This window comes from Roseovarius sp., from assembly GCF_018066915.1.
Lineage (GTDB): Bacteria > Pseudomonadota > Alphaproteobacteria > Rhodobacterales > Rhodobacteraceae > Roseovarius.
Genome location: NZ_JAGPVV010000117.1, coordinates 12,944 through 32,072 on the forward strand (window position 1 = coordinate 12,944; position 19,129 = coordinate 32,072).

The window sequence follows — 19,129 nt, forward strand, 5'->3', positions numbered from 1 at the left end:
AATGACCGAACCTCAACGCATCCGTGTCCTGTCGTCCTCGCTGATCGTCGGCTTCTTCCTCACGTGGGAAGTGTTGTGCATCGCTCTGAATGTTTCAGACCTGATCCTGCCTCGCCCGTCCGAGATCCTTGTCACCATGTGGACGCGGTTCCCGGTGCTCTGGCCGCATATCCTGCAAACGCTTTACTCCACCTTGTTCGGATTTGCCTTGGGCGTGAGCATTGGGGTTGCCTTGGGTGTGATCGTCGGCACGTCCAAGATTGCCTATGCGGTGGCCTACCCGCTGCTTGTTGGCTTTTCATCGATCCCGAAGGTGGCCGTGGTGCCGATCTTCGTGCTGTGGTTCGGGTCGGGCACCACGCCTGCTGTCCTGACCGCGATGGTGATCTGTGTGTTCCCCATCGTGGTCAACATCGCCACGGGCCTCGCCACAACAGAGCCGGAACTCGAAGATGTCCTCAAGACACTGGGCGCGTCCAAGTCGGAAATTCTCTGGAATGTCGGTCTGCCGCGCACGATGCCGTACTTCTTTGCCTCTCTCAAGGTGGCCATCACCTTGTCCTTTGTCGGTGCTGTGCTGTCGGAAACCGTGGCGTCCAACATGGGCATCGGGAACGTGATGATGACAGCCTCATCCAATTTCCAGGTGTCGCTCGTCTTTGCCGGCTTGATCATTCTCGCTTTGATGGGTGTGGCGCTTTACGCGGCATTCTCGTTCCTCGAACGCCGGGTCACCGGCTGGGCCACACGTGGCAACGACATTGCTGTCACCTGATCCAACTCTTCCCTCCCTCTCCAATCGAAAAGGACGACTTCATGAAACATTCCCTGTTCGGTGCCGCCCTCGCCCTGATAGCCGGAGCTGCCCCTGCCTTTGCCGAATTGACCGACATCCGCTTTACACTGGGCTGGAAGACCCAAGGGTCCGACGCGCCTTTCCTCTTGGCCTTGCACAAAGGTTATTTCGAGGAAGAAGGTCTGAACGTCACCATCGACCAGGGTGAAGGCTCCGCTGCAACCGTGACGCGCATCATGGGCGGCGCGTATGACGCGGGCTTTGGCGACATCAACGCGATCATCCAGAATGCCGCCACACGTCCCGGCGAAGCGCCGGTCATGGTATACCAGCTTTGGAACAGACCGCCGTTCGCAATTGTGACGCCCAAATCCGCCGGAATTGAATCACCTGCCGACTTCGAAGGCAAGACGCTCGGTGGCGCGCAAGGGACGCCGACGACCCGCCTCTTCCCGGTCTTTGCCGAGTTGAACGGCATCAATCTCGATGCGGTCAAGCAAGAGAGCATGGCGCCTAACCTCCAAGAGCCGATGATGATCCGTGGCGATATCGACGGTGCCTTTGTATTCACCTCCACAAGCTGGTTCAATCTGATCGCCAACCGTCAAGATCCTGCAAACGACTACAACTGGTTCAACTTCGAAGATTACGGCATGGACCTGTATTCCAACGGATTGATGGTCTCGCGCGCATTGCTGACCGAGAATCCTGATGCCGTGGCCGGTCTGGTGCGCGCCGTCAACAAGGCAACGATGGAAGTTGCGGCCAGCCAGGACAGTTCGGTCGAAGCAATCATGGCGTTCGACAACCTTGGCGATCCCGAATTGGAACGCGCCCGTCTTGAATTCGCGCTGACCAACCTGATGAACGCTCCCGAAGTGACCGAGATCGGCATGGGTGATCTGGTGGACGAGCGCCTGACCCGCTCCATCGAGATCGTCGCCAAAGGATATGGTCTCGACCGTCTGCCGGAAGCCTCCGAGATTTTCGATCGGTCCTTCCTGCCGCCGATCGAGGCCCGCGCCTTCGAGGTGACACTGAACTGAGCCACGCAACAGACATGCGCCAAGGCCCTGCTTTGGCGCATGTTTTATGGGGATCACGGAGACATGAGCAGAACCCTGATCCATGGCGCACAGGTGCTGGTCGGGACTGGCGACTTCGCAGAGGTGTCGCTTTTGATTGACGGCGACAGGATCGCGGCGATCCTGCCAAAAGGTGAAACCGTTGAGGACGCCAAGGATCTCGACGCGCGTGATCGGCTGATCATCCCCGGTCTCGTCAACGGGCATACCCATTCCCACGGCGCGCTTGCGCGCGGCGGTGTGCCGGATGACGCCATCCTTGAAACCTTCCTTGCGGGCTCGGCCTGGCTCAACATTGGGCGCAGCCATGACGATCTGGCGCTATGCGCACAGCTCTCGGCAGTCGAACTGATCCGCAAGGGCTGTACCGCCTGTTTCGATTTGTTCATCGAATTGCCCGGCCCGACCGTAGCAGGCACCCATGCCGTGGCACAGGCCTATCACGAGGTCGGCCTGCGTGCCGTGGTCGCGCCGATGATAGCGGACCAAACCATCTATCAGGCCTTGCCGGGTCTCTTGGAGGCCTTCGATGGCCCGCTGAAAGACGCGGTGGCATCCCTGAGCCTGCCCGATTGGAATAGCACGATGGCCGTCTGCGCAGAGGCGCTGCGCCATTGGCCAGTTCCGACCGACCGCGTTCGTCCGGGTGTCGGTCCGACCATTCCGCTGCATTGCTCGGAGTCATTCCTGCAGGCCTGCGCGCGCCTGTCCGAGGAAATGGATGTACCGCTTCAGACCCATCTGGCGGAAACGCGGATGCAGCAGGTCATGGCGCAGCGGAAATATGGAACCTCACTGGTGGAACATCTGTCGACCCTCGGTCTTCTGTCCGCCCGGTTCAGTGGGGCCCACGGTGTCTGGCTGTCAGACCCCGAGATGGCGCTGCTGGCCAACGCGCAGGCGGGTATCTCGCACAATCCGATGAGCAACCTTCGGATCGGATCGGGGATCGCTCCGGTGCGCCGCATGGCCGATGCGGGCGTTGCGATGGGCATTGGCACCGATGCCAGCAACACCTCGGACGGACAGAACATGTTCGAGGCCACCCGCTTTGCGGCAACGCTCAGCCGAGCGCAGACCATCGACAGCGCCGAATGGGTCCGCGCGCGCGAGGCGTTCAACATGGCGACCATCGGCAGCGCGCGGCTGCTTGGTTTCGACAAGCTGGGTCAGATCGCCCAAGGATGGGCGGCTGACCTTGTCTTTCTTGACGCAGGCTATTGCCACTACACGCCGCAGCGAAACACGCTGGACCAGATCGTGTTTGCCGAAACAGGCGCCGCCGTGCGCGAGGTGATGATCGCGGGGCAAATGGTTTTCGCCGGGGATCGCATGCTGACGCTGGATGAAACTGCCCTGCGCGCCCGCGCCATCGCCGCCGCCGAACGGATTACCCATGCCAACGCTGACGCCCGCGTGATGAACGCGGCTGCAGCCGAAGTCGTCAAAGGCTTCTGTCTGCGCAACTGCGCCGCCCACTAACCCTGTAACGGAGGACCACATGGACCAGAAAACCGATCCGGCCACCGCCGCCAAGGCCATTGTCGAAGCCTATCTCGAACGCTCGATGGTGCCCGACCCCCAAGGCGCACGCGCCTATGTATCGGACGATTTTGACATCACCTTCACCGGCGGGCGCAAGTTCACCGGTCCCGATCAGACCGCTGCCTTCAACGCTAAACGCTACAAATGGGTAAAGAAGAAATTCCTCCGCACCGATGCCGCCTATGATCCATCGACCGAGGATGTCCATGTTTACAACACGGGCTATCTTTTTGGCGAATGGCATGACGGCACACGTTTCGAGACCAATCGCTATATGGACAGCTTCGTGGTCCGCAACGGTCAGATCGTCAGCACTCATGTCTGGAACGACAGTGCAGAAATCCTGCTGGAGAAGGCAGGTTTGGCAGAGGCCCCCCTATGATCCAACTTGCGACCCACGACCGATATACCTACAGCGCCATCACAGATCGCCCGGATTTCACATGGCCGAACGGCAAACGACTGGCGGTCTACATCGGCCTGAACCTCGAACACTTTGCCTTTGGCGAGGGTTTGGGTGCAGAACTCGCACCCGGTGGCCCGCAGCCGGATGTTCTCAACTACGCCTGGCGTGACTATGGCAACCGCGTCGGCGCATGGCGGATGCTGGCGATGTTCAATGCGCTCGATCTGCCGGCAAGCGTTCTGGCAAATTCGGTGATGTACGACTATGCGCCCGAACTGATGGCCGCCTTCCGCGCGCGCGGCGACGAGATCGTTGGCCACGGGCGCACCAATTCCGAACGCCAAAGTGCGCTCTCTCCCGCTGAAGAAGACGCTTTGATCATCGAAGCGACCGAGGTGCTGACCAAGGCCGAGGGCAAAGCACCGAAGGGTTGGTTATCGCCATGGATCGCAGAAAGCAGGGTCACGCCAGACCTGCTGAAGAAAGCGGGCTATACCTATACGCTCAACTGGTGCATGGACGATCAACCTGTCTGGATGCGGACCGAACATGGGCCTCTGTTGTCCATCCCCTATCCACAAGAGGCGAACGACATCCCGTCCATCGTTGCCCGCAAAGACGGAGCCGGCGCTTTTGCAGATATAGTCATCGACAATTTCGATGAGATGCTGGAGCAGTCCAAGTCGCAATCTCTGGTCATGGGCATCGCGCTGCATCCCTACCTGGTCGGCCAACCCTACAGGCTGCGCCACTTGCGCCGCGCCTTGTCTCATATCTGTGACCACCGAGATCAAATCTGGATCACCCAAGCGGGCGCAATTTATGACGCGTTTTCCAGCTCGATTGCCGAATAGGCCTGTCGGTTGTTAGACTTTATTGGCGTTCTCTCTCCGAGACGTAGAGCAGGTCGCGCCGAATTCGAACAGGTCCGTCAGGTTGGCCTCGTCGCCCCCTGCAAAGGGATTGCGCAGGACGGCCAGCGCGCCACTCGGGTGAGCGGGGCGCGGGGGGTGCCCATCTCGTCGGTTTCGGTTCGGTCCCGGATCAGCACCGTCTTTCGGATCAGCATCAGGCGGCCTCCTTTATGGGGGCGGCGGTTGGCCTCGTCTTGAGCATCCGGAACAGAACGGCGACAGGGAAAACAATCGCAAAGAGCGCCGCCCCGAAGAGGATCGCGCTATGAGGCGCCCCGGTCCGGTCCAATAGCCAGCCGGCCATCGGAGGGCTGGCTGTCATGATGGCATAATAGACCGTGAAAAACATGCCCATGCCAAAGGCGCGTCGTTCGGGTGCCACGGCCTGACCTGCCAGCGCCATGATCACACCCGCAGGGGCCATGCCGATCAGGCCGAAGAGAAGGCTTGCCGCCAGCCCCGCTCCGGGCAGGCTCAGCAGCATCAGGGCCAGAACCGCGCCCGCCATGCAGACGGCGATGAGTGTCTCGCGCCGCCCGAACCGGTCTGCGATCTGGCCGCAGACGGTCCCCGACAGGATCATCAGCCAGCTCCCGACGCTGATCACAGAGGCCGCCGCAAGCGTGCCCATTCCCTGCGCTGCGAGCATGCTTGGGCCGAAACTGAGGTAGACGACATAGCCCGCGTTGAACACGCCCCAGGCGATACCCGCCAAGACGATCAGCCCCCATTCTCGTGGCAAAAGTCCCTTGATCTTGCTTGTGATGCGGGAGGGAAGATGATGCGGCGGACGGTAGAGGATCAAAACTGCGACCGCCGCCATCGCGCACCAGGCGGATGCGACCGCAAAGGGCGCGCGCCAGCCATAAGCCTCGGCCAGCCAAGTGTGCCCGATCTGGCCCATGGCGATGCCAAAGGGCCAACTCATCACCAGAACGCTCATCGCCGTGGCGATCTCGCGCCCCTCGAACCAGTCTGCCACCATCTTGGTGAAGTAGAGCGTGACGAACAGGAACCCGCCCCCGCAGATGATACGTCCAAATCCTATGCCAGCGGGATCGGACGCCATCGCCGACAGCGCACCGCCGAGCGCCAGCGCCCCAAGGCCAAGCCCGGCCAGAACGCGGTCCGAGGCGAACCGGCCGGAAAACCCGGCCGGCAGGGCGAGAAACAGGCCAGGCGCCATGAAGAGACCGATCATGAGACCGATCTGTGCATTGTCGAGGCCGAACGCATCCGTCAGGTTTCCACCAACCGCGCCCATGGTCTGGAACTGAATCCCCAGGCCGACGCGCGCAGCGAAGAGCAGCGCCAGAATGCGCCAGCGCATCACATCCAGCCCAGTCGACGCAGCGCCTGCACGTCATTCCAGATCTTGGTCATATGCGCCATGCGACCTCCGTCGAACTCTATGACATAGGCGGCAGCCCCCTCGGATCGTCAGCCTCCCTTGCCGCCAGAAATCCACGGTAGCGCACCAGCAGAGCCTTTGTCACGGGGGCCAGCAACGCGACATCGAAGTGGAACTTGCCGTCCGAAACGAACTCGCGTGCGACTGACACCGGGAGCAACCAACGCGGCAGACGGACGGGGCCGATGTGTCCCGCTGTGACGGGGTAATGGAGTGCGCCGTCCCGAACCTCCAGGCCGATGGAAAAGCTGAAGGGGCCAAACCTCTCGCGGAGGCCGGTTGTGTCCACGGAGAGATGGGAGCGGAACGCGTTCCGACCGAACTTTCGCAGCCATGTTTCGCCTCGGGGCGTGACCGTCTTGATCACCTCGACTGCGACATCAGGTGTGTCTTGCGGAAACCGAAAGATCGCGCAGAGCAGTCGCGGCCAGAGACCTACGCCCCGACGAACCTCGCATCGCCCCTCCCATCGTGAGACATCGAGCGTCAGATGGATCGCTTGGATCTCTTCAGGCAGGGCGTTGAAATCTGGTCCCAGCGCGCGTGTAAAGATCGGGGATATCGGGGACACGACACGCTCGGTGACCACACGAAGGTCGCCCATCGCGGCCTCCGCCTCGGCCAAGGTAATCGCCTCGACCGCGGGACCTGCGCCGATCGGCAGTTCGGGGCGACGCAGCAGGGCGCGGGCTGCCACCGCCGGAATGAACGGTCCGTCGCCATCTTCGGCCAGAAGGCGCCAGCTGCGGATTTCATGGCGGGTTGTGATCGAAACGGACATGCCGCCCCTGCCGGTGCCGAACGGTGCCAGCAGATCGGCCAGCGCCTTGAACAGGCGAACGACAGACGGCGTCACCGGAACCGGCACCATGCGGCGCAGGGCCGCGAACAGGGCAAGCCCGTAGCGCATGACGGCCAGCTCAAGCCCCGCCCGAAATCGGACCGTTTCCGCGCCGAAATGGGCGGGAAACAGCCGCTGGTCCGGCACCTCGATCTGCCAGCCCTGCCGCACCAGCCCGTCCGGAAGCGTGTAATCCGCCGGCGCCGACCAGCCGTATGCCCGCTCCCATCTCTTGCCGCGCCAGACCGGCATGGGACGCCCCGCCTGAGACAGGATTGACTGCATGACGGACAGTCCGCGAGGCGCGCGGTTTCCGGGGAGGATCGCGGTATCGATGACGGCGGGAACGTCATCACCCGCGAGGGCGCGCACAGCGGCAGAAGACAGGGCAGGAACCGAGGAGAGCCCGGACAGCACGCAAAGTCCCGCGCCCCGCGCCTCGGCGTCCAATGCCGAAATTCCGGCGCAGAAATCAGCATTGTCCGAGAGGTCGAGGTAATGAACCCCGGCCGCGATCGCCGCGCGGGCAAGCCGGTAAGGGTCATCTCCGTAGGCGTGGAACGGACCCGCTGCGTCGACGACGACATCGTATCCTTCCAAGACATCGAGGCTGCCAGATCGGTCAAGCCTGATTGCCCGGCAACCCAATTCTTGAGCGTAGGTGCGGGCCTTTTCATGGTTCCGTCCGGCGATGCAGACGTCATGCCCGTCCGCCACGAGCAGCCGCGCGAGCCGAGCCCCAAAAACACCGTATCCGCCCAGCAGCAGGATATTCAACGGAGCAGGCGCTTTTGGAAATCGGGGTCCGGCAGCGCGCACATGTCACCTCGCCCGAATATGGCATATCTGTTCCGTGCAAGGCGCCGATAGAGCCAGTCACGCAGCGGCTTTGGCAGGATCAGCAGGACAATGGCCAGTTGCCCCCATCCACCAAACTGGCGGGCGGCGTATACGACCGCATCAAAATCCTGATGTGCGATGCCTTTGTCAATGAACAGCCACGAGGATGGGTCTGTGGGCTCGAGCCCGTAATGGCGCAAGAGGGCCGTTCCAAGCGGGGTCTGGATCGGGCAGATGCGCACGGACTGGCTCCGATCAAGGCGATGGATCATGCGCGCGCCCCAGCTACAGATCGCACATTCCGCATCCATCACGGCCAGAGGGGAGCTGTCGTCGAAATGGGGAACGTGCGGGTCTTCTCGAAAGGAGAACGGTATCGCCATGCTTTGATCTGGTTGTGCTCCCATTTCCAACCTCCAGGTTCCGGAAATCTACACTCATCAGAGACATGGAGGAAATCGTGGTCACTTGCAACGAGGGCCGAAGAGATCGCCTGTGTTGAGGCGATTCACCCCACGCCTGCGCGACTGAAAAGGAAAAGGGCACAGCCGCATCGCCCCCCTATAGACGCAGCGGGCATGACAACCGGAGAGGGGTAAATCTTGGCGGCGAGGCCGTGTCAGATGTCGGCTCCACTTACCGGTTCGACCTTGTGCTGTTTGCCTCGCATCACAAACCTCAGAAATTCTGAAGTTTAGTCAATTTTAATTCGATTGATCTTATCTCTCGTTCTCCGCATTCTCGAGATCTGTTCAAGAGGAGAGGCGGTTGACAAAGACACTGGATCTGGATGCGATCGAGGCTTTGGCCTGTGACGCGCTCCGGCGCGCCGGGGCCACTCTTGCGCAGGCTGGGCCGGTGGCGCGTGCCACGCGCCTGGCTGAACGTGATGGCATTCGCAGCCATGGGCTTATGTATGTCCCCGTTTATGCCGAGCATCTGCGCTGCGGCAAGGTTCTGGGCGCGGCTCAGCCGCAGGTCACGCAGCCCCGCCCCAGCGCGGTGCGCGTCGATGCAGGTCTCGGCTTTGCCCATAGTGCGATTGACGCGGGCTGGCCCGTCTTGACGGCGGCCGCTCGCGACCAGGGACTTGCTGCGATGGCCGTCCACCGCTCGTATAATTGTGGCGTGCTGGGCCACCATGCCGAGCGGTTGGCTGAGGATGGGCTGGTGGGTCTGTGTTTCACCAACGCGCCCGCCTCGATCGCCCCCATCGGAGGACATCGCCCGGTGATCGGCACCAACCCTTTCGCGCTCGCGGTGCCCGATGGTGCGGGCGGCGCGCGGCTGGTCATCGACCAGTCCGCCAGCGTCATCGCCAAATCCGAAATCGCGCTGCGGGCGCGCCACGGCGAGAAGATCGCGCTGGGCTGGGCGCTTGACGCGAGCGGCAACCCGACTGAAGACGCCGAGGCTGCGCTCGCGGGGTCCATGTGCCCGGCGGGCGGGCAAAAGGGCTTTGGCGCCGGGCTGATGGTCGAGATTTTCGCGGCCGCTCTTGCCGGTGCCAATCTCGGTCTTGATGCCAGCCCCTTCTCGGGTCCCAAGGGTGGCCCGCCTGGCACCGGGCAATTCTTCATTGCGGTGGACCCCGGCGCGTTCTCTGGCGAGGCCTTCGACCGCGCTATAACGCGGCTGGCCTCTGCCATCAGCGACCAAGCTGGGGCCCGCCTGCCCGGTGCCCGTCGGGCCGCAAATCGCGCGCGGATCGAGGCCGAGGGCGTCGCGGTGCCACAAGACCTCCTCGACCGGATCGCGGCGGCATGATCCATGCGACAAACTTAAGGATGAAAATGACCCGAGAAACCCGCAATTTCATCGCAGGCCAATGGCAAACCGGGGCCGCGACCGTGGCAAACCGTAACCCGTCTGATCTGTCGGATGTGATTGGCCACTACGCTCAGGCCAACGCGGCGCAGCTTGACGCAGCCCTTGCCGCCGCGCGCGCGGCACAACCCGCATGGGCCGCGACCGGCCCGCAGAAACGCCATGACGTGCTGATGGCGATTGGCACCGAACTCATGGCCCGCGCCGAGGAGATCGGCCAATTGATCGCCCGCGAAGAGGGCAAGCCGCTGGCCGAGGGCAAGGGCGAGACCTATCGCGCCGGGCAATTCTTCACCTATTACGCCGCCGAGGCGCTGCGCCAACTGGGCGAGACCGCCGACAGCGTGCGCGAGGGGATCGAGATCGACGTGCGGCGCGAGCCTGTGGGCGTCGTGGCGATCATCAGCCCGTGGAATTTCCCCGTGGCCACGCCCGCGTGGAAGATCGCGCCGGCACTGGCCTTCGGCAATGCCGTAATTTGGAAACCCGCCAACCAGACCCCGGCAAGCGCCGTGGCGCTGACTGAAATCATCGCGCGGCAGGACCTGCCCAAGGGGCTCTTCAACCTCGTGATGGGACCGGGGCGCGCAGTAGGGCAACGTCTGGTCGAGAGTGCGTGGGTGGACGCCATCAGCTTTACCGGGTCGGTTCCGGTGGGGCGAGGGATCGCGGCGGCGGCGATGGTCAACATGACCAAGATTCAGATGGAAATGGGGTCCAAGAACCCGATGGTAATTTGCGACGATTGCGATCTTGATCTGGCCGTGGCCCATGCAGCGAATGCGGCCTTTGGCGGGACCGGGCAGAAATGCACCGCCGCTTCGCGCCTGATCGTGCAGGAGGGCATCCATGACGCCTTCGTGGACAAGCTGGTCGCCGCCACGCAGGCGCTCAAGGTCGGTCACGCGCTGGAAGCCGGCACGCAGATCGGCCCCGTGGTCAGCGAGGGGCAGTTGAGCGGCAACCTCGATTACGTCAAGCTGGGCCAATCCGAAGGCGCGGAATTGCTCTGCGGCGGCACGCGGCTGGAGCGGGCAACCGAAGGGTATTACATGGCCCCCGCCGTGTTCGCGGGCACTGATAATGCCATGCGCATCAACCGCGAGGAAATGTTCGCGCCGATCACCTGCGTCCTCAAGGCGGGCAGCTACGACGAGGCGCTGCACATGGCCAACGATACCGAGTTCGGACTGACGGCGGGGATCATGACCCGCTCGCTCGCGCGCGCCACACATTTTCGCCGCAACGCGCGGGCGGGGTGCGTGATGGTCAACCTGCCCACAGCGGGCACCGATTACCACGTCCCCTTCGGCGGGCGCGGCGCGTCGAGCTATGGCCCCCGCGAACAGGGCCGCTATGCCGAAGAGTTCTATACCACCGTCAAGACCTCTTACATCCATTCGGGGGTGCCCGTATGACGCCTCCGCGCATTGACGCCCTGCAATATGCCAACTGGTCAGAGAGTATTTTCCGCCAGATGCGCGCGGGCCATGTCGATGGGGTGCATGTGACGATCACCTATCACGAGAACTTCCGCGAGACGGTGCTGAACATAGAGGCGTGGAACCGCTGGTTCGAGAAATACCCAGAGCTGATCTTTCAGGGATTCACAGCGGATGACATCGCATTGGCGCAAGCGACCGGGCGGACGGCGATCTTTTTCGGGTCGCAGAACCCATCCTGCATCGAGGATGATATCGGTCTGGTCGAGGTGCTGCACCGGCTGGGCCTGCGCTTCATGCAACTGAGCTACAACAACCAGTCCCTGCTGGCGACGGGCTGTTACGAGGCCGAGGACACGGGCCTCACCCGCATGGGCCGCGAGGTGGTGGCCGAGATGAACCGGGTAGGGATGGTGGTGGACATGAGCCATTCCGGCGACCGCTCGACTCTCGAGGCGATCGAGCATTCCACGCGCCCCATCGCGATCACCCATGCCAACCCGTCAAGCTGGCACCCCGCCCGGCGCAACAAGTCCGACCGGGTGTTGCAGGCGCTGGCGGAAAGCGGTGGGATGCTGGGCGTTTCGCTCTATCCGCATCACCTGCGTGGCGGTGGGGCCTGCGCGCTGGCCGAATTCTGCGAAATGGTCGCGCGCACCGCAGAACGAATGGGCGTTGAGCGGCTCGGCATCGGGTCGGACCTGTGCCAAGATCAACCCGACAGCGTGGTCGATTGGATGCGCGCGGGCCGTTGGACCAAACGCCGCGATTACGGCGAGGGCAGCGCTGATGCGCCCGGTTTTCCGCCCATGCCCGGCTGGTTCCGCGACAATCGTGATTTCGGGCAAATTGCCGACGGTTTGCGCGCCACCGGCATGACCGAGACCGAGGTGGCGGGGATCATGGGCGGCAATTGGTCGCGGTTCTTTGGCGAAAGCTTCGGCAGCCTCGCGCTGCGCTACAAGGAGGCCGCGCAATGAGTTGCGAGAGCCGCAATCCCATGCCAGAGGCGGCGGCGTTCCGGCGTCTGCCGTCAGAGGTCATGCGCCTTGACCGGATGGGATGTAGCCATCCGACGCGGCTGTCGTTCCTGCGCCAGCTTTTGCGCCGGATCGAGGCCGAGGCTTGGGTTTTTGACCGTCCGGTCTGGGACATGGACGCGCGCGGCGTAGGGCGGGCGGTCTACCGGATGCAGTTTGATGGCGGCAGCCTGAGCCTTGTGGCCTTTGCCCATGATCTGCCCGCTGATCAACGCTCGGACCGGGTGATCGCGACGGCGTGGGACGCAACCTTTGCGCTGTTCGATGGCACGCCGGATGCAGAGGATCTGGCGCGTTTGGAGGCCAACGTGCCCCTGCAAGAGGCCGGGCGCATCAGCCCCCGCGAGTTGTCGCTCAGCCGCGCGAACCGGTCGGTTCGGCTCTTCGATCACGTGATCGCGCGACTGGCCGCGGGGCAGCAACCCGACGCGCAGATGCTGCGCGAAACAGGCTACCTGATGCGCACCACAGCCGTTTACGGCTCGGGCAAGTTTGGCGCGGCGGATCGCGCGATGATCGCCGGTCGGCCTGTGTTGAGTGCCCCGTTTCAGGCCGAGATGCTGTCGGTCTGGCTGATCCGCGCCTTTACGGTCGATCTGGTCGAACATCTGGCGCGCGCCCGTGGCGGCGCGGCGGCGGTGCCCTTGCGCGAGGATTTGCGCCGTGGTCTTGGTGTGGGCAATTCCACCGGCCTTGGCATGGCGCCGTTTCTGGTGCGGCACCCCGTTCTGCTGAACAACTGGATGATGGCGCGTGAAGAGGCGCTCGCGCGGGTGCGGGCGCAGGCGCGCGCCGATGATGCGACGCTGGCGGGGTTTCGCGCGACGCTGGCGGCGGCGGCGCAGAACGCGACCGACTGGCAGAGCGCACACCCGATCCAACAGGCCAAGCTGGCCAACTTGCGCAACGGTCTGGAGCTGCTGGAGCGGTTCGTGGCAGAGCGCTGGGATGTGAACGCGCCGCAGCCCTGGGACCTGCTCTGGCACTGGGGCGAGGCCAGTCTGGCGCTCGAGGCGCAAGAGGCGTTGCTTGCCGCGATGCTGGAGCCGCATGGCGACCTGATCGACGGATTGGGCCACTGTATGCAGGCTGATGAAGAGGCGCATTTCGGCATTGACGGGGCGATGCGCGTGGCCGAGTTGCGTGCCATCCTGCACGCGCAGTATGACCGGGCCATCCACACTGATTACACCGACCCGGCCCATTGCGCGCGGTTCTGGTATATATCCGAGGAAAAGCTTGAGCCGCGCCTTGGCGAGCGGTTTGAGGAGGCGGGCGCAAGCCGAGAGTTGCCGCTCGATACCGGGCGGCGGGCTGCGGCGCTGTGGCAGGCTTTGCAGAATGAACCCGCCGACACCCCGCTGGCCCGGTTCCTGCTGGTGCATCCCGAGCACCGCCTGATGGTGCGCCGCGTGCAGACTACGGCGCGGCATCCCTTCGCGGAAATCCGCGACAACCTGATTGATGCAGACATGCTGCCCATCGACCTGCTTCGCTGCAAACTGGCCTTCTTCGGGGCCACGCGGTTCGATCCGCGCTCGGACCGGTGGGTGCGGATCAGTCTCTTTCAGGGCGCGCCCTATCCGGATGACCTCAAACCGGGGGATGCGCTGTGATGATGTCGCCCAATGATCCGACCCGCTCTGCCTCTGCCCCTGTCGCACAGGACGGCGCGCCCCTCTGCCTGTCGCTGTCCGAGATCAACGCGCTCTGCTTCAAGGCCGCGCGCGGCGCTGGCTTGACCTGGGGCGAAGCAGAAGAGGCGGGATGGGCCGCGGCGTGGCTCACGCGCGCAGGGCTGGCCGGGCCCGTCATCCTGCTGCACTGGCTGAGGGATTGCGCCACCTTGGCGCGTCCCGTGCCCGAAGTGGGGTGCTGGCGGGCGCAGTCCGGGCCGCTTTGCCCGCTGCGCGCAGGGCTTGCGCTTGCAGATCACGCCGGGCTGCCAGAGGGGCCGGGCACCACGACCTTGACGATCACGTCCGTTGCGCACCCTCTTATCCTGCTGCCCTTCGTGGCGCGTGCGGCCAAACGGCTGGATCAGCCCCTGCAGATCGGTTGGGGCGGTGTGGAAATCACGCTGGATGGTTTGCAGAACGGACCGATCCGCGTGTTGCCGGAGGAGCAGGACACGGGGCCTGCCGATCTGCGGATCACGGCCGTTGCATCCCCGCAAGATACCGAGACACAGGCCAACAGCGCGGCACCTGCTCAAGGCTTGGCGCTGTCCGACTGGCAGGCGCTCGATGCTCTGGCATTGCGCGTCACTGTCCCGCCTTCGGCCGCCTCGCGCGCCGGGGCGGGCGCTGCGGGGGATGACAACGATTGACCCGCGAACAGACGACCAACCATGAAAAAAACCACTCAACTGGGAGAAAGACCATGAAGAAACTGACACTTGCACTGGCCTTCGGCGCTCTGACCGCGCCCGCGATGGCGCAGGCCGAATGTGGCGAAGTCTCTGTCGCCGAAATGAACTGGGCCTCGGGTTCGATCATCTCCAAGATCACCGAATTCCTGATGGAGCAGGGCTATGGCTGCGACGTGACGCTCGTGCCCTCGGCCACCACCACCGCGATCACCTCGCTGGCCGAGAACAATGAGCCCGATGTCGTGCCCGAACTCTGGGTGAATTCGGCCCCCGCCTATTTCAAGCTGGAAGCAGAAGGCAAGCTGGTCAAGGCCGCCGATGTCTTCGCCGAAGGCGGCAGCGAAAACTGGTGGGTGCCCGACTATCTTGTCGAAGCGCACCCGGAACTCGCCACCATCGAGGGTGTGCTGGCCAATCCCGAACTTGTCGGCGGGCGCTTCCACAACTGCCCCGACGGCTGGGGCTGCCGGATCGCCAATGACAACCTCGTCAAGGCGTTCGATTTCGCGGGCCACAACATCGAGGTGTTCAACCACGGCTCGGGCGACACGCTGCCCGCCTCCATGGCCTCGGCTTATGAAAACAAGGAACCCTGGTTCGGCTACTACTGGGGGCCGACCGCTGTCCTTGGGCGCTACAACATGGTTGCCGTCGACATGGGGCCGCATATCGCCGACATCCACGCCTGTAACCAGACGCAGGATTGCGCGACCCCCGGCAAATCCGCCTATCCGGCGGCCCCGGTCCTGACCGTCGTCACGTCGGATTTCGCAGAGCGGAACCCCGAAGTGTTCGAATTGGTCAGCAACATCTCGTTCGGTACGCAGGAATTGAGCAATCTTCTGGCATGGCAGGCCGACAACAGCGCCTCCGCCGAAGAGGCCGCGGTCTACTTCCTGACCCAGAATCCCGACACCTGGAAGTCTTGGGTGAATGACGCCGCCGCCGAAAAGCTGAGCGCGATCATCAAGTAAGGATTGCCCTCGGGCAGGGCCGTGCCATGCGCGCGGCCCTGCCTGCCCAAGACCACGACAAGGCCCGCCCAAGGGCCTGCGCAGGGAGAGCCGGCACATGGCGACATATGATTTCATCTTCAACGGGCTCGGCCTGCGGGAGTGGTGCGACAAGGATGCGACCCCCGGCCCGATGAGCATGGCCGATCTCCTCGCTCAAGGCTCGGGTGGTGGTCAGGGTGGGTCTGTCTGGGATCTTCCTTTTCCCTCTCTCGATGCGCTCAATCAGGCCTGTCCGGCCATCGCCCGCACCCGTGACCTGACCAAGGGGGTTGAAACCAGCTTTCTCGGCATCAAGGACGCGCTCAAGGTGGTGCTCGATCCTGTTACCCAACCGCTGAGCTGGTTTCTCGAAGGCGCGCTCTACGCGTTCCAGAACACGCCGTGGTTCATCATGATCCCGATCCTGTTGGGCGTGGTCTGGTTCGCCTCGAAATCCATGAAACTGGTGGGCTTCGTCGCCTTCTCGATTTTCTTTCTCGCCTTCATCGACCATTACAATTTCGCAATGCAGACGCTGGCGATCATCTTCGTCTGTGCGTTTCTATGCGTCTTGTTGGGGGTTCCCATCGGCATTGCCATGTCGCGTAGCGATACGATGCAACGCCTGACGATCCCGGTGCTGGACATGCTTCAGACGCTGCCGCCCTTCGTCTATCTCATTCCGCTCATCTTCCTCTTCTCGGTAACCGAGCCCAAGCTCTATGGCATTGCCATCATCCTCTACGCCATCGTGCCGGTGATCCGCCTGACCGATCTCGGTATCCGGTTGGTGGACAAAGAGGTGATCGAGGCCGCCGAGGCGTTCGGTATGACCGAGCGGCAAAAGCTCTACGGAGTGCAGATCCCGCTGGCGCTTCCCAATATCATGGCGGGGGTCAACCAGACCATCATGATGAGCCTCGCCATGGTGGTGATTGCCTCGCTCGTCTCGGCACCCGGTCTTGGCGTGCTGGTCCTGCGCGGCATCCGCAACCTTGAACTGGGCGTCGGCCTGATCTCCGGTCTCGGCATCGTGCTTTTGGCGGTGATCCTCGACCGGGTCACCAAAGCGGCACTGGCCCGCGTCAATGCCGCAAGTGCCGTGCCGAGAAATTCGTGAGCGGGGCCGCAGCAATGGAAAAAGACGTCAAGATATCGATCCGCAATCTCTACAAGATCTTTGGGTCGGACCCCAAGCGCGCGCTGCAATATGTGCGCGCCGGCATGGGCAAACCGGACCTTATGGAAAAGCACGGCCATGTGCTGGGCCTTCAGGACATCAATGTCGACATGCGCGGCGGCGATATCACCGTCATCATGGGCCTCTCGGGTTCGGGCAAATCGACGCTCATCCGCCACCTCAACCGGCTGATCGAGCCGACGGCGGGGCAGATTCTGGTGAATGGCGAGGATGTGCTGGCCTACCGCGAGCGGGATCTGCGCCGCCTGCGCCGCGAGCAGATGTCGATGGTGTTCCAGCATTTCGCGCTGTTGCCGCATCGCACCGTTCTGGAAAACACCGGCATGGCCCGCGCTGTCCGCGGTGAAACAAAGGCGGATTTTCAGGACGATGCGCTCAGGTGGCTGGATCGCGTGGGCCTGAAAGGGCAGGGCGGGCAATATCCACATCAGCTCTCTGGCGGGATGCAGCAGCGGGTGGGGATCGCCCGCGCGCTGGCATCGAATGCGCCCATCATGCTGATGGACGAGGCGTTCTCGGCACTCGATCCTCTGATCCGCACCGACATGCAGGATCTCTTGCTGGAGTTGCAGGAAGAGTTGCAGAAAACCGTGGTCTTCATCAGCCATGATCTCGACGAGGCCTTGAAGCTGGCCGATCATCTGGTCATTCTCAAGGATGGTCAGGTTGTGCAGCAGGGCGAACCACAGGAGATATTGCTGCATCCCAATGATCCCTACATCGTTGACTTCATTAGCGACATCAACCGCGCGCGGGTGCTTCGGGTGCGGTCGGTGATGGAGCAGAGCACAGGCGAGCCTCTCGATTTCGCGGGTGAGGTGGGCGCTGAGGATACGCTCGAGTCGGTCATCGCTGTCTCAGGTGGCGATACCTCGCTGCGATACCGCGTTACCCGCGACGGTCAGACCGTGGGGGTGTTGCACATGCAGGCACTTGTGCGCGCTCTTGTCCCGACACGTGCGGCAGATGGCGGCGTGCGGGCGCGTGCCGTCTGACGCGCCCTGCCTATGGCCGCGCTCGGGTTTGGACGGGGCCTCGGGATAAAACTCCGTCAGCATCCGACCAAGGCGATCAGGCCGTTAGAATTTGACTTGAATATAGGTCAGATCACGTGAAATGCTTTTCCGATGATCAGCACAAACCCCCTGCGCGTCTTTGTCCATGTGGCCGAATGTGGCAATATACGCGATGCCGCAGAGCGGCTTCATCGGACGCCCTCGGCGGTCTCGATGACCTTGAAACAGCTTGAGCAGGACCTCGGCGCACCTCTCTTCGAGACAGACCGCAAAAGCCTCTTGACCCGCTTTGGTCGTGACGTCCTCGGGGTCGCAGCCGAGATGCTGCGCGAACATGACCGCGCGTTGGAGCATATCGACGACCTTGCCAGTGGGCGGCAGGGGCGATTGCACTTGGCGTCCGTGCCCTCGGTCGCAACAGAACTCTTTCCCAAGCTTCTCGCCGATTTTCTCGAGGCCCGTCCAGGCCTGATGATCGAGCTTATAGATGCCGACAGTCGCGGTGTGCAGGCCTTGGTGGCTGATGGCACCGTCGATTTCGGCGTCGCTGGACCGCCTGCGCCATCCTCCGGACTGAGATTCGAGGCGCTGTTCAAAGACCCGTTTCGCCTTGTCTGCCGGTCCGATCATCCTCTTGCACAGCGCAAGACGCCCCTTGAATGGAGCGACTTGGCCGACACCCGCATCATCGGAAATGATGCCGCGAGCATGATTGCCGCCCAAGAGTATCACGTCCTTGTCGCAGCCTCGATGCTCAAGGCACGGAGCGTCATTTCGCTGCGCGCCCTTGTGCTAGCCGGGGCAGGCGTGACCTTGTTGCCCAAGCTGGCGACACTGTCGCTGGAACGCGACCTCGTGGCGCTGCCGCTTGCGGACCCCGAGGCTGTGCGCACGGTCGGGGTCATCTTGCGCGAAGGACGCAGCACAAGCCCCGTCTGCAAAGCCTTTCTGAAAGTGCTCGCAGACGCCTGTCACATCCGTTGAAAAGGCGCTGATCCTCGAATGGCCCCGGATGCGCTCAGGACGCCGCGGGGGTTTCCTGTTCTGGGTCCCTGCGGGTGTTGGGCATCCGCTTTCACTTTCAATCCATGCTCGGCCCATACAAGTCCCCGACGGCTTTGGTGTCATTCAGGGGGCCGAGGCGCTCGCGATGTTCAGCGACCTTGCCGAAATCAACCCAGCCTTCGTGTAGTGTACGCGGCCATTCGCTGCCCCAGACCAGCCGCTCGGCTCCGAGGGTCCGCGTCAAAAACGCCGCGTGGGCGCTCAGATCAAACCCAGTCCGCTAGGGCGCAGAAAGCTTGACGTAAAGGCGGGAAATGGCAGCGAGCCGCGTGATCCGCGACAACAACGGGTCTCTGCATCCGCAGGGCGGGTGGCTCGCGGTCAGAACGCGCGA

The 19,129-nt window shown here is 63.0% G+C and carries 18 protein-coding genes; 14 read left to right on the forward strand and 4 right to left on the reverse strand.

The annotated features are described in order from the left end of the window. The first annotated feature begins 1 nt into the window (after position 1). The 5 genes from KBT70_RS06370 (at position 2) to KBT70_RS06390 (ending at position 4,686) form a co-directional block, all read left to right on the forward strand. Positions 2 to 775 (forward strand): ABC transporter permease, encoded by a 774-nt coding sequence (locus KBT70_RS06370; RefSeq protein ID WP_296629947.1) that lies wholly within the window; start codon positions 2 to 4, stop codon positions 773 to 775. A 41-nt stretch (positions 776 to 816) separates the two neighbouring features. Next, positions 817 to 1,842: an ABC transporter substrate-binding protein gene (locus tag KBT70_RS06375; protein ID WP_296629951.1), complete on the forward strand. Its 1,026-nt coding sequence runs from the start codon at positions 817 to 819 to the stop codon at positions 1,840 to 1,842. Between the two features lie 63 nt (positions 1,843 to 1,905). Continuing rightward, positions 1,906 to 3,363 (forward strand): amidohydrolase family protein, encoded by a 1,458-nt coding sequence (locus KBT70_RS06380; protein WP_296629954.1) that lies wholly within the window; start codon positions 1,906 to 1,908, stop codon positions 3,361 to 3,363. A gap of 19 nt (positions 3,364 to 3,382) precedes the next feature. Further along, positions 3,383 to 3,808: a nuclear transport factor 2 family protein gene (locus KBT70_RS06385; RefSeq protein WP_296629957.1), complete on the forward strand. Its 426-nt coding sequence runs from the start codon at positions 3,383 to 3,385 to the stop codon at positions 3,806 to 3,808. Then, positions 3,805 to 4,686, forward strand: coding sequence for a polysaccharide deacetylase family protein (locus KBT70_RS06390; protein WP_296629960.1), 882 nt, complete (start codon positions 3,805 to 3,807; stop codon positions 4,684 to 4,686). Before KBT70_RS06385 ends, KBT70_RS06390 begins: the two co-directional genes overlap by 4 nt. Positions 4,687 to 4,763: 77 nt before the next feature. Here KBT70_RS06390 and KBT70_RS06395 read toward each other — a convergent pair whose 3' ends face one another. The 4 genes from KBT70_RS06395 to KBT70_RS06410 form a co-directional block, all read right to left on the reverse strand. Beyond that, positions 4,764 to 4,901 (reverse strand): hypothetical protein, encoded by a 138-nt coding sequence (locus KBT70_RS06395; RefSeq protein ID WP_296629962.1) that lies wholly within the window; start codon positions 4,899 to 4,901, stop codon positions 4,764 to 4,766. Further along, on the reverse strand, positions 4,901 to 6,076 hold the full coding sequence (locus KBT70_RS06400; RefSeq protein ID WP_296629964.1) for an MFS transporter: 1,176 nt from the start codon (positions 6,074 to 6,076) through the stop codon (positions 4,901 to 4,903). The genes KBT70_RS06395 and KBT70_RS06400 overlap by 1 nt, the downstream gene beginning before the upstream one ends. A gap of 79 nt (positions 6,077 to 6,155) precedes the next feature. Further along, entirely contained in the window at positions 6,156 to 7,775 is a 1,620-nt protein-coding gene (locus KBT70_RS06405; protein ID WP_296629967.1) for an SDR family oxidoreductase, read from the reverse strand. Continuing rightward, entirely contained in the window at positions 7,772 to 8,221 is a 450-nt protein-coding gene (locus tag KBT70_RS06410) for a DUF393 domain-containing protein (protein WP_296629971.1), read from the reverse strand. The genes KBT70_RS06405 and KBT70_RS06410 overlap by 4 nt, the downstream gene beginning before the upstream one ends. Before the next feature lie 385 nt (positions 8,222 to 8,606). On the opposite strand from KBT70_RS06410, the gene KBT70_RS06415 reads away from it, so the two are divergent. The 9 genes from KBT70_RS06415 (at position 8,607) to KBT70_RS06455 (ending at position 18,714) form a co-directional block, all read left to right on the forward strand. Beyond that, a complete protein-coding gene (locus KBT70_RS06415; RefSeq protein ID WP_296629974.1) occupies positions 8,607 to 9,605 on the forward strand; it encodes an Ldh family oxidoreductase in 999 nt (332 codons plus the stop codon). 26 nt (positions 9,606 to 9,631) lie between these two features. After that, complete coding sequence (locus KBT70_RS06420) at positions 9,632 to 11,083, forward strand: aldehyde dehydrogenase family protein (RefSeq protein WP_296629977.1); 1,452 nt, start codon at positions 9,632 to 9,634, stop codon at positions 11,081 to 11,083. Then, positions 11,080 to 12,087, forward strand: a complete 1,008-nt coding sequence (locus KBT70_RS06425) for a membrane dipeptidase (RefSeq protein WP_296629981.1) — start codon at positions 11,080 to 11,082, stop codon at positions 12,085 to 12,087. The genes KBT70_RS06420 and KBT70_RS06425 overlap by 4 nt, the downstream gene beginning before the upstream one ends. Next, a complete protein-coding gene (locus tag KBT70_RS06430) occupies positions 12,084 to 13,763 on the forward strand; it encodes a hypothetical protein (protein WP_296629984.1) in 1,680 nt (559 codons plus the stop codon). Before KBT70_RS06425 ends, KBT70_RS06430 begins: the two co-directional genes overlap by 4 nt. Next, entirely contained in the window at positions 13,763 to 14,476 is a 714-nt protein-coding gene (locus tag KBT70_RS06435) for a DUF3726 domain-containing protein (RefSeq protein WP_296629986.1), read from the forward strand. The genes KBT70_RS06430 and KBT70_RS06435 overlap by 1 nt, the downstream gene beginning before the upstream one ends. Before the next feature lie 53 nt (positions 14,477 to 14,529). Further along, positions 14,530 to 15,492: an ABC transporter substrate-binding protein gene (locus tag KBT70_RS06440; RefSeq protein ID WP_296629989.1), complete on the forward strand. Its 963-nt coding sequence runs from the start codon at positions 14,530 to 14,532 to the stop codon at positions 15,490 to 15,492. Positions 15,493 to 15,589: 97 nt separating this feature from the next. Beyond that, positions 15,590 to 16,633 (forward strand): ABC transporter permease subunit, encoded by a 1,044-nt coding sequence (locus KBT70_RS06445; RefSeq protein ID WP_296629992.1) that lies wholly within the window; start codon positions 15,590 to 15,592, stop codon positions 16,631 to 16,633. 14 nt (positions 16,634 to 16,647) lie between these two features. Next, entirely contained in the window at positions 16,648 to 17,709 is a 1,062-nt protein-coding gene (locus KBT70_RS06450; protein WP_296629995.1) for an ATP-binding cassette domain-containing protein, read from the forward strand. 132 nt (positions 17,710 to 17,841) lie between these two features. Beyond that, positions 17,842 to 18,714, forward strand: coding sequence for a LysR family transcriptional regulator (locus KBT70_RS06455; protein ID WP_296629998.1), 873 nt, complete (start codon positions 17,842 to 17,844; stop codon positions 18,712 to 18,714). Positions 18,715 to 19,129 lie beyond the last annotated feature (415 nt).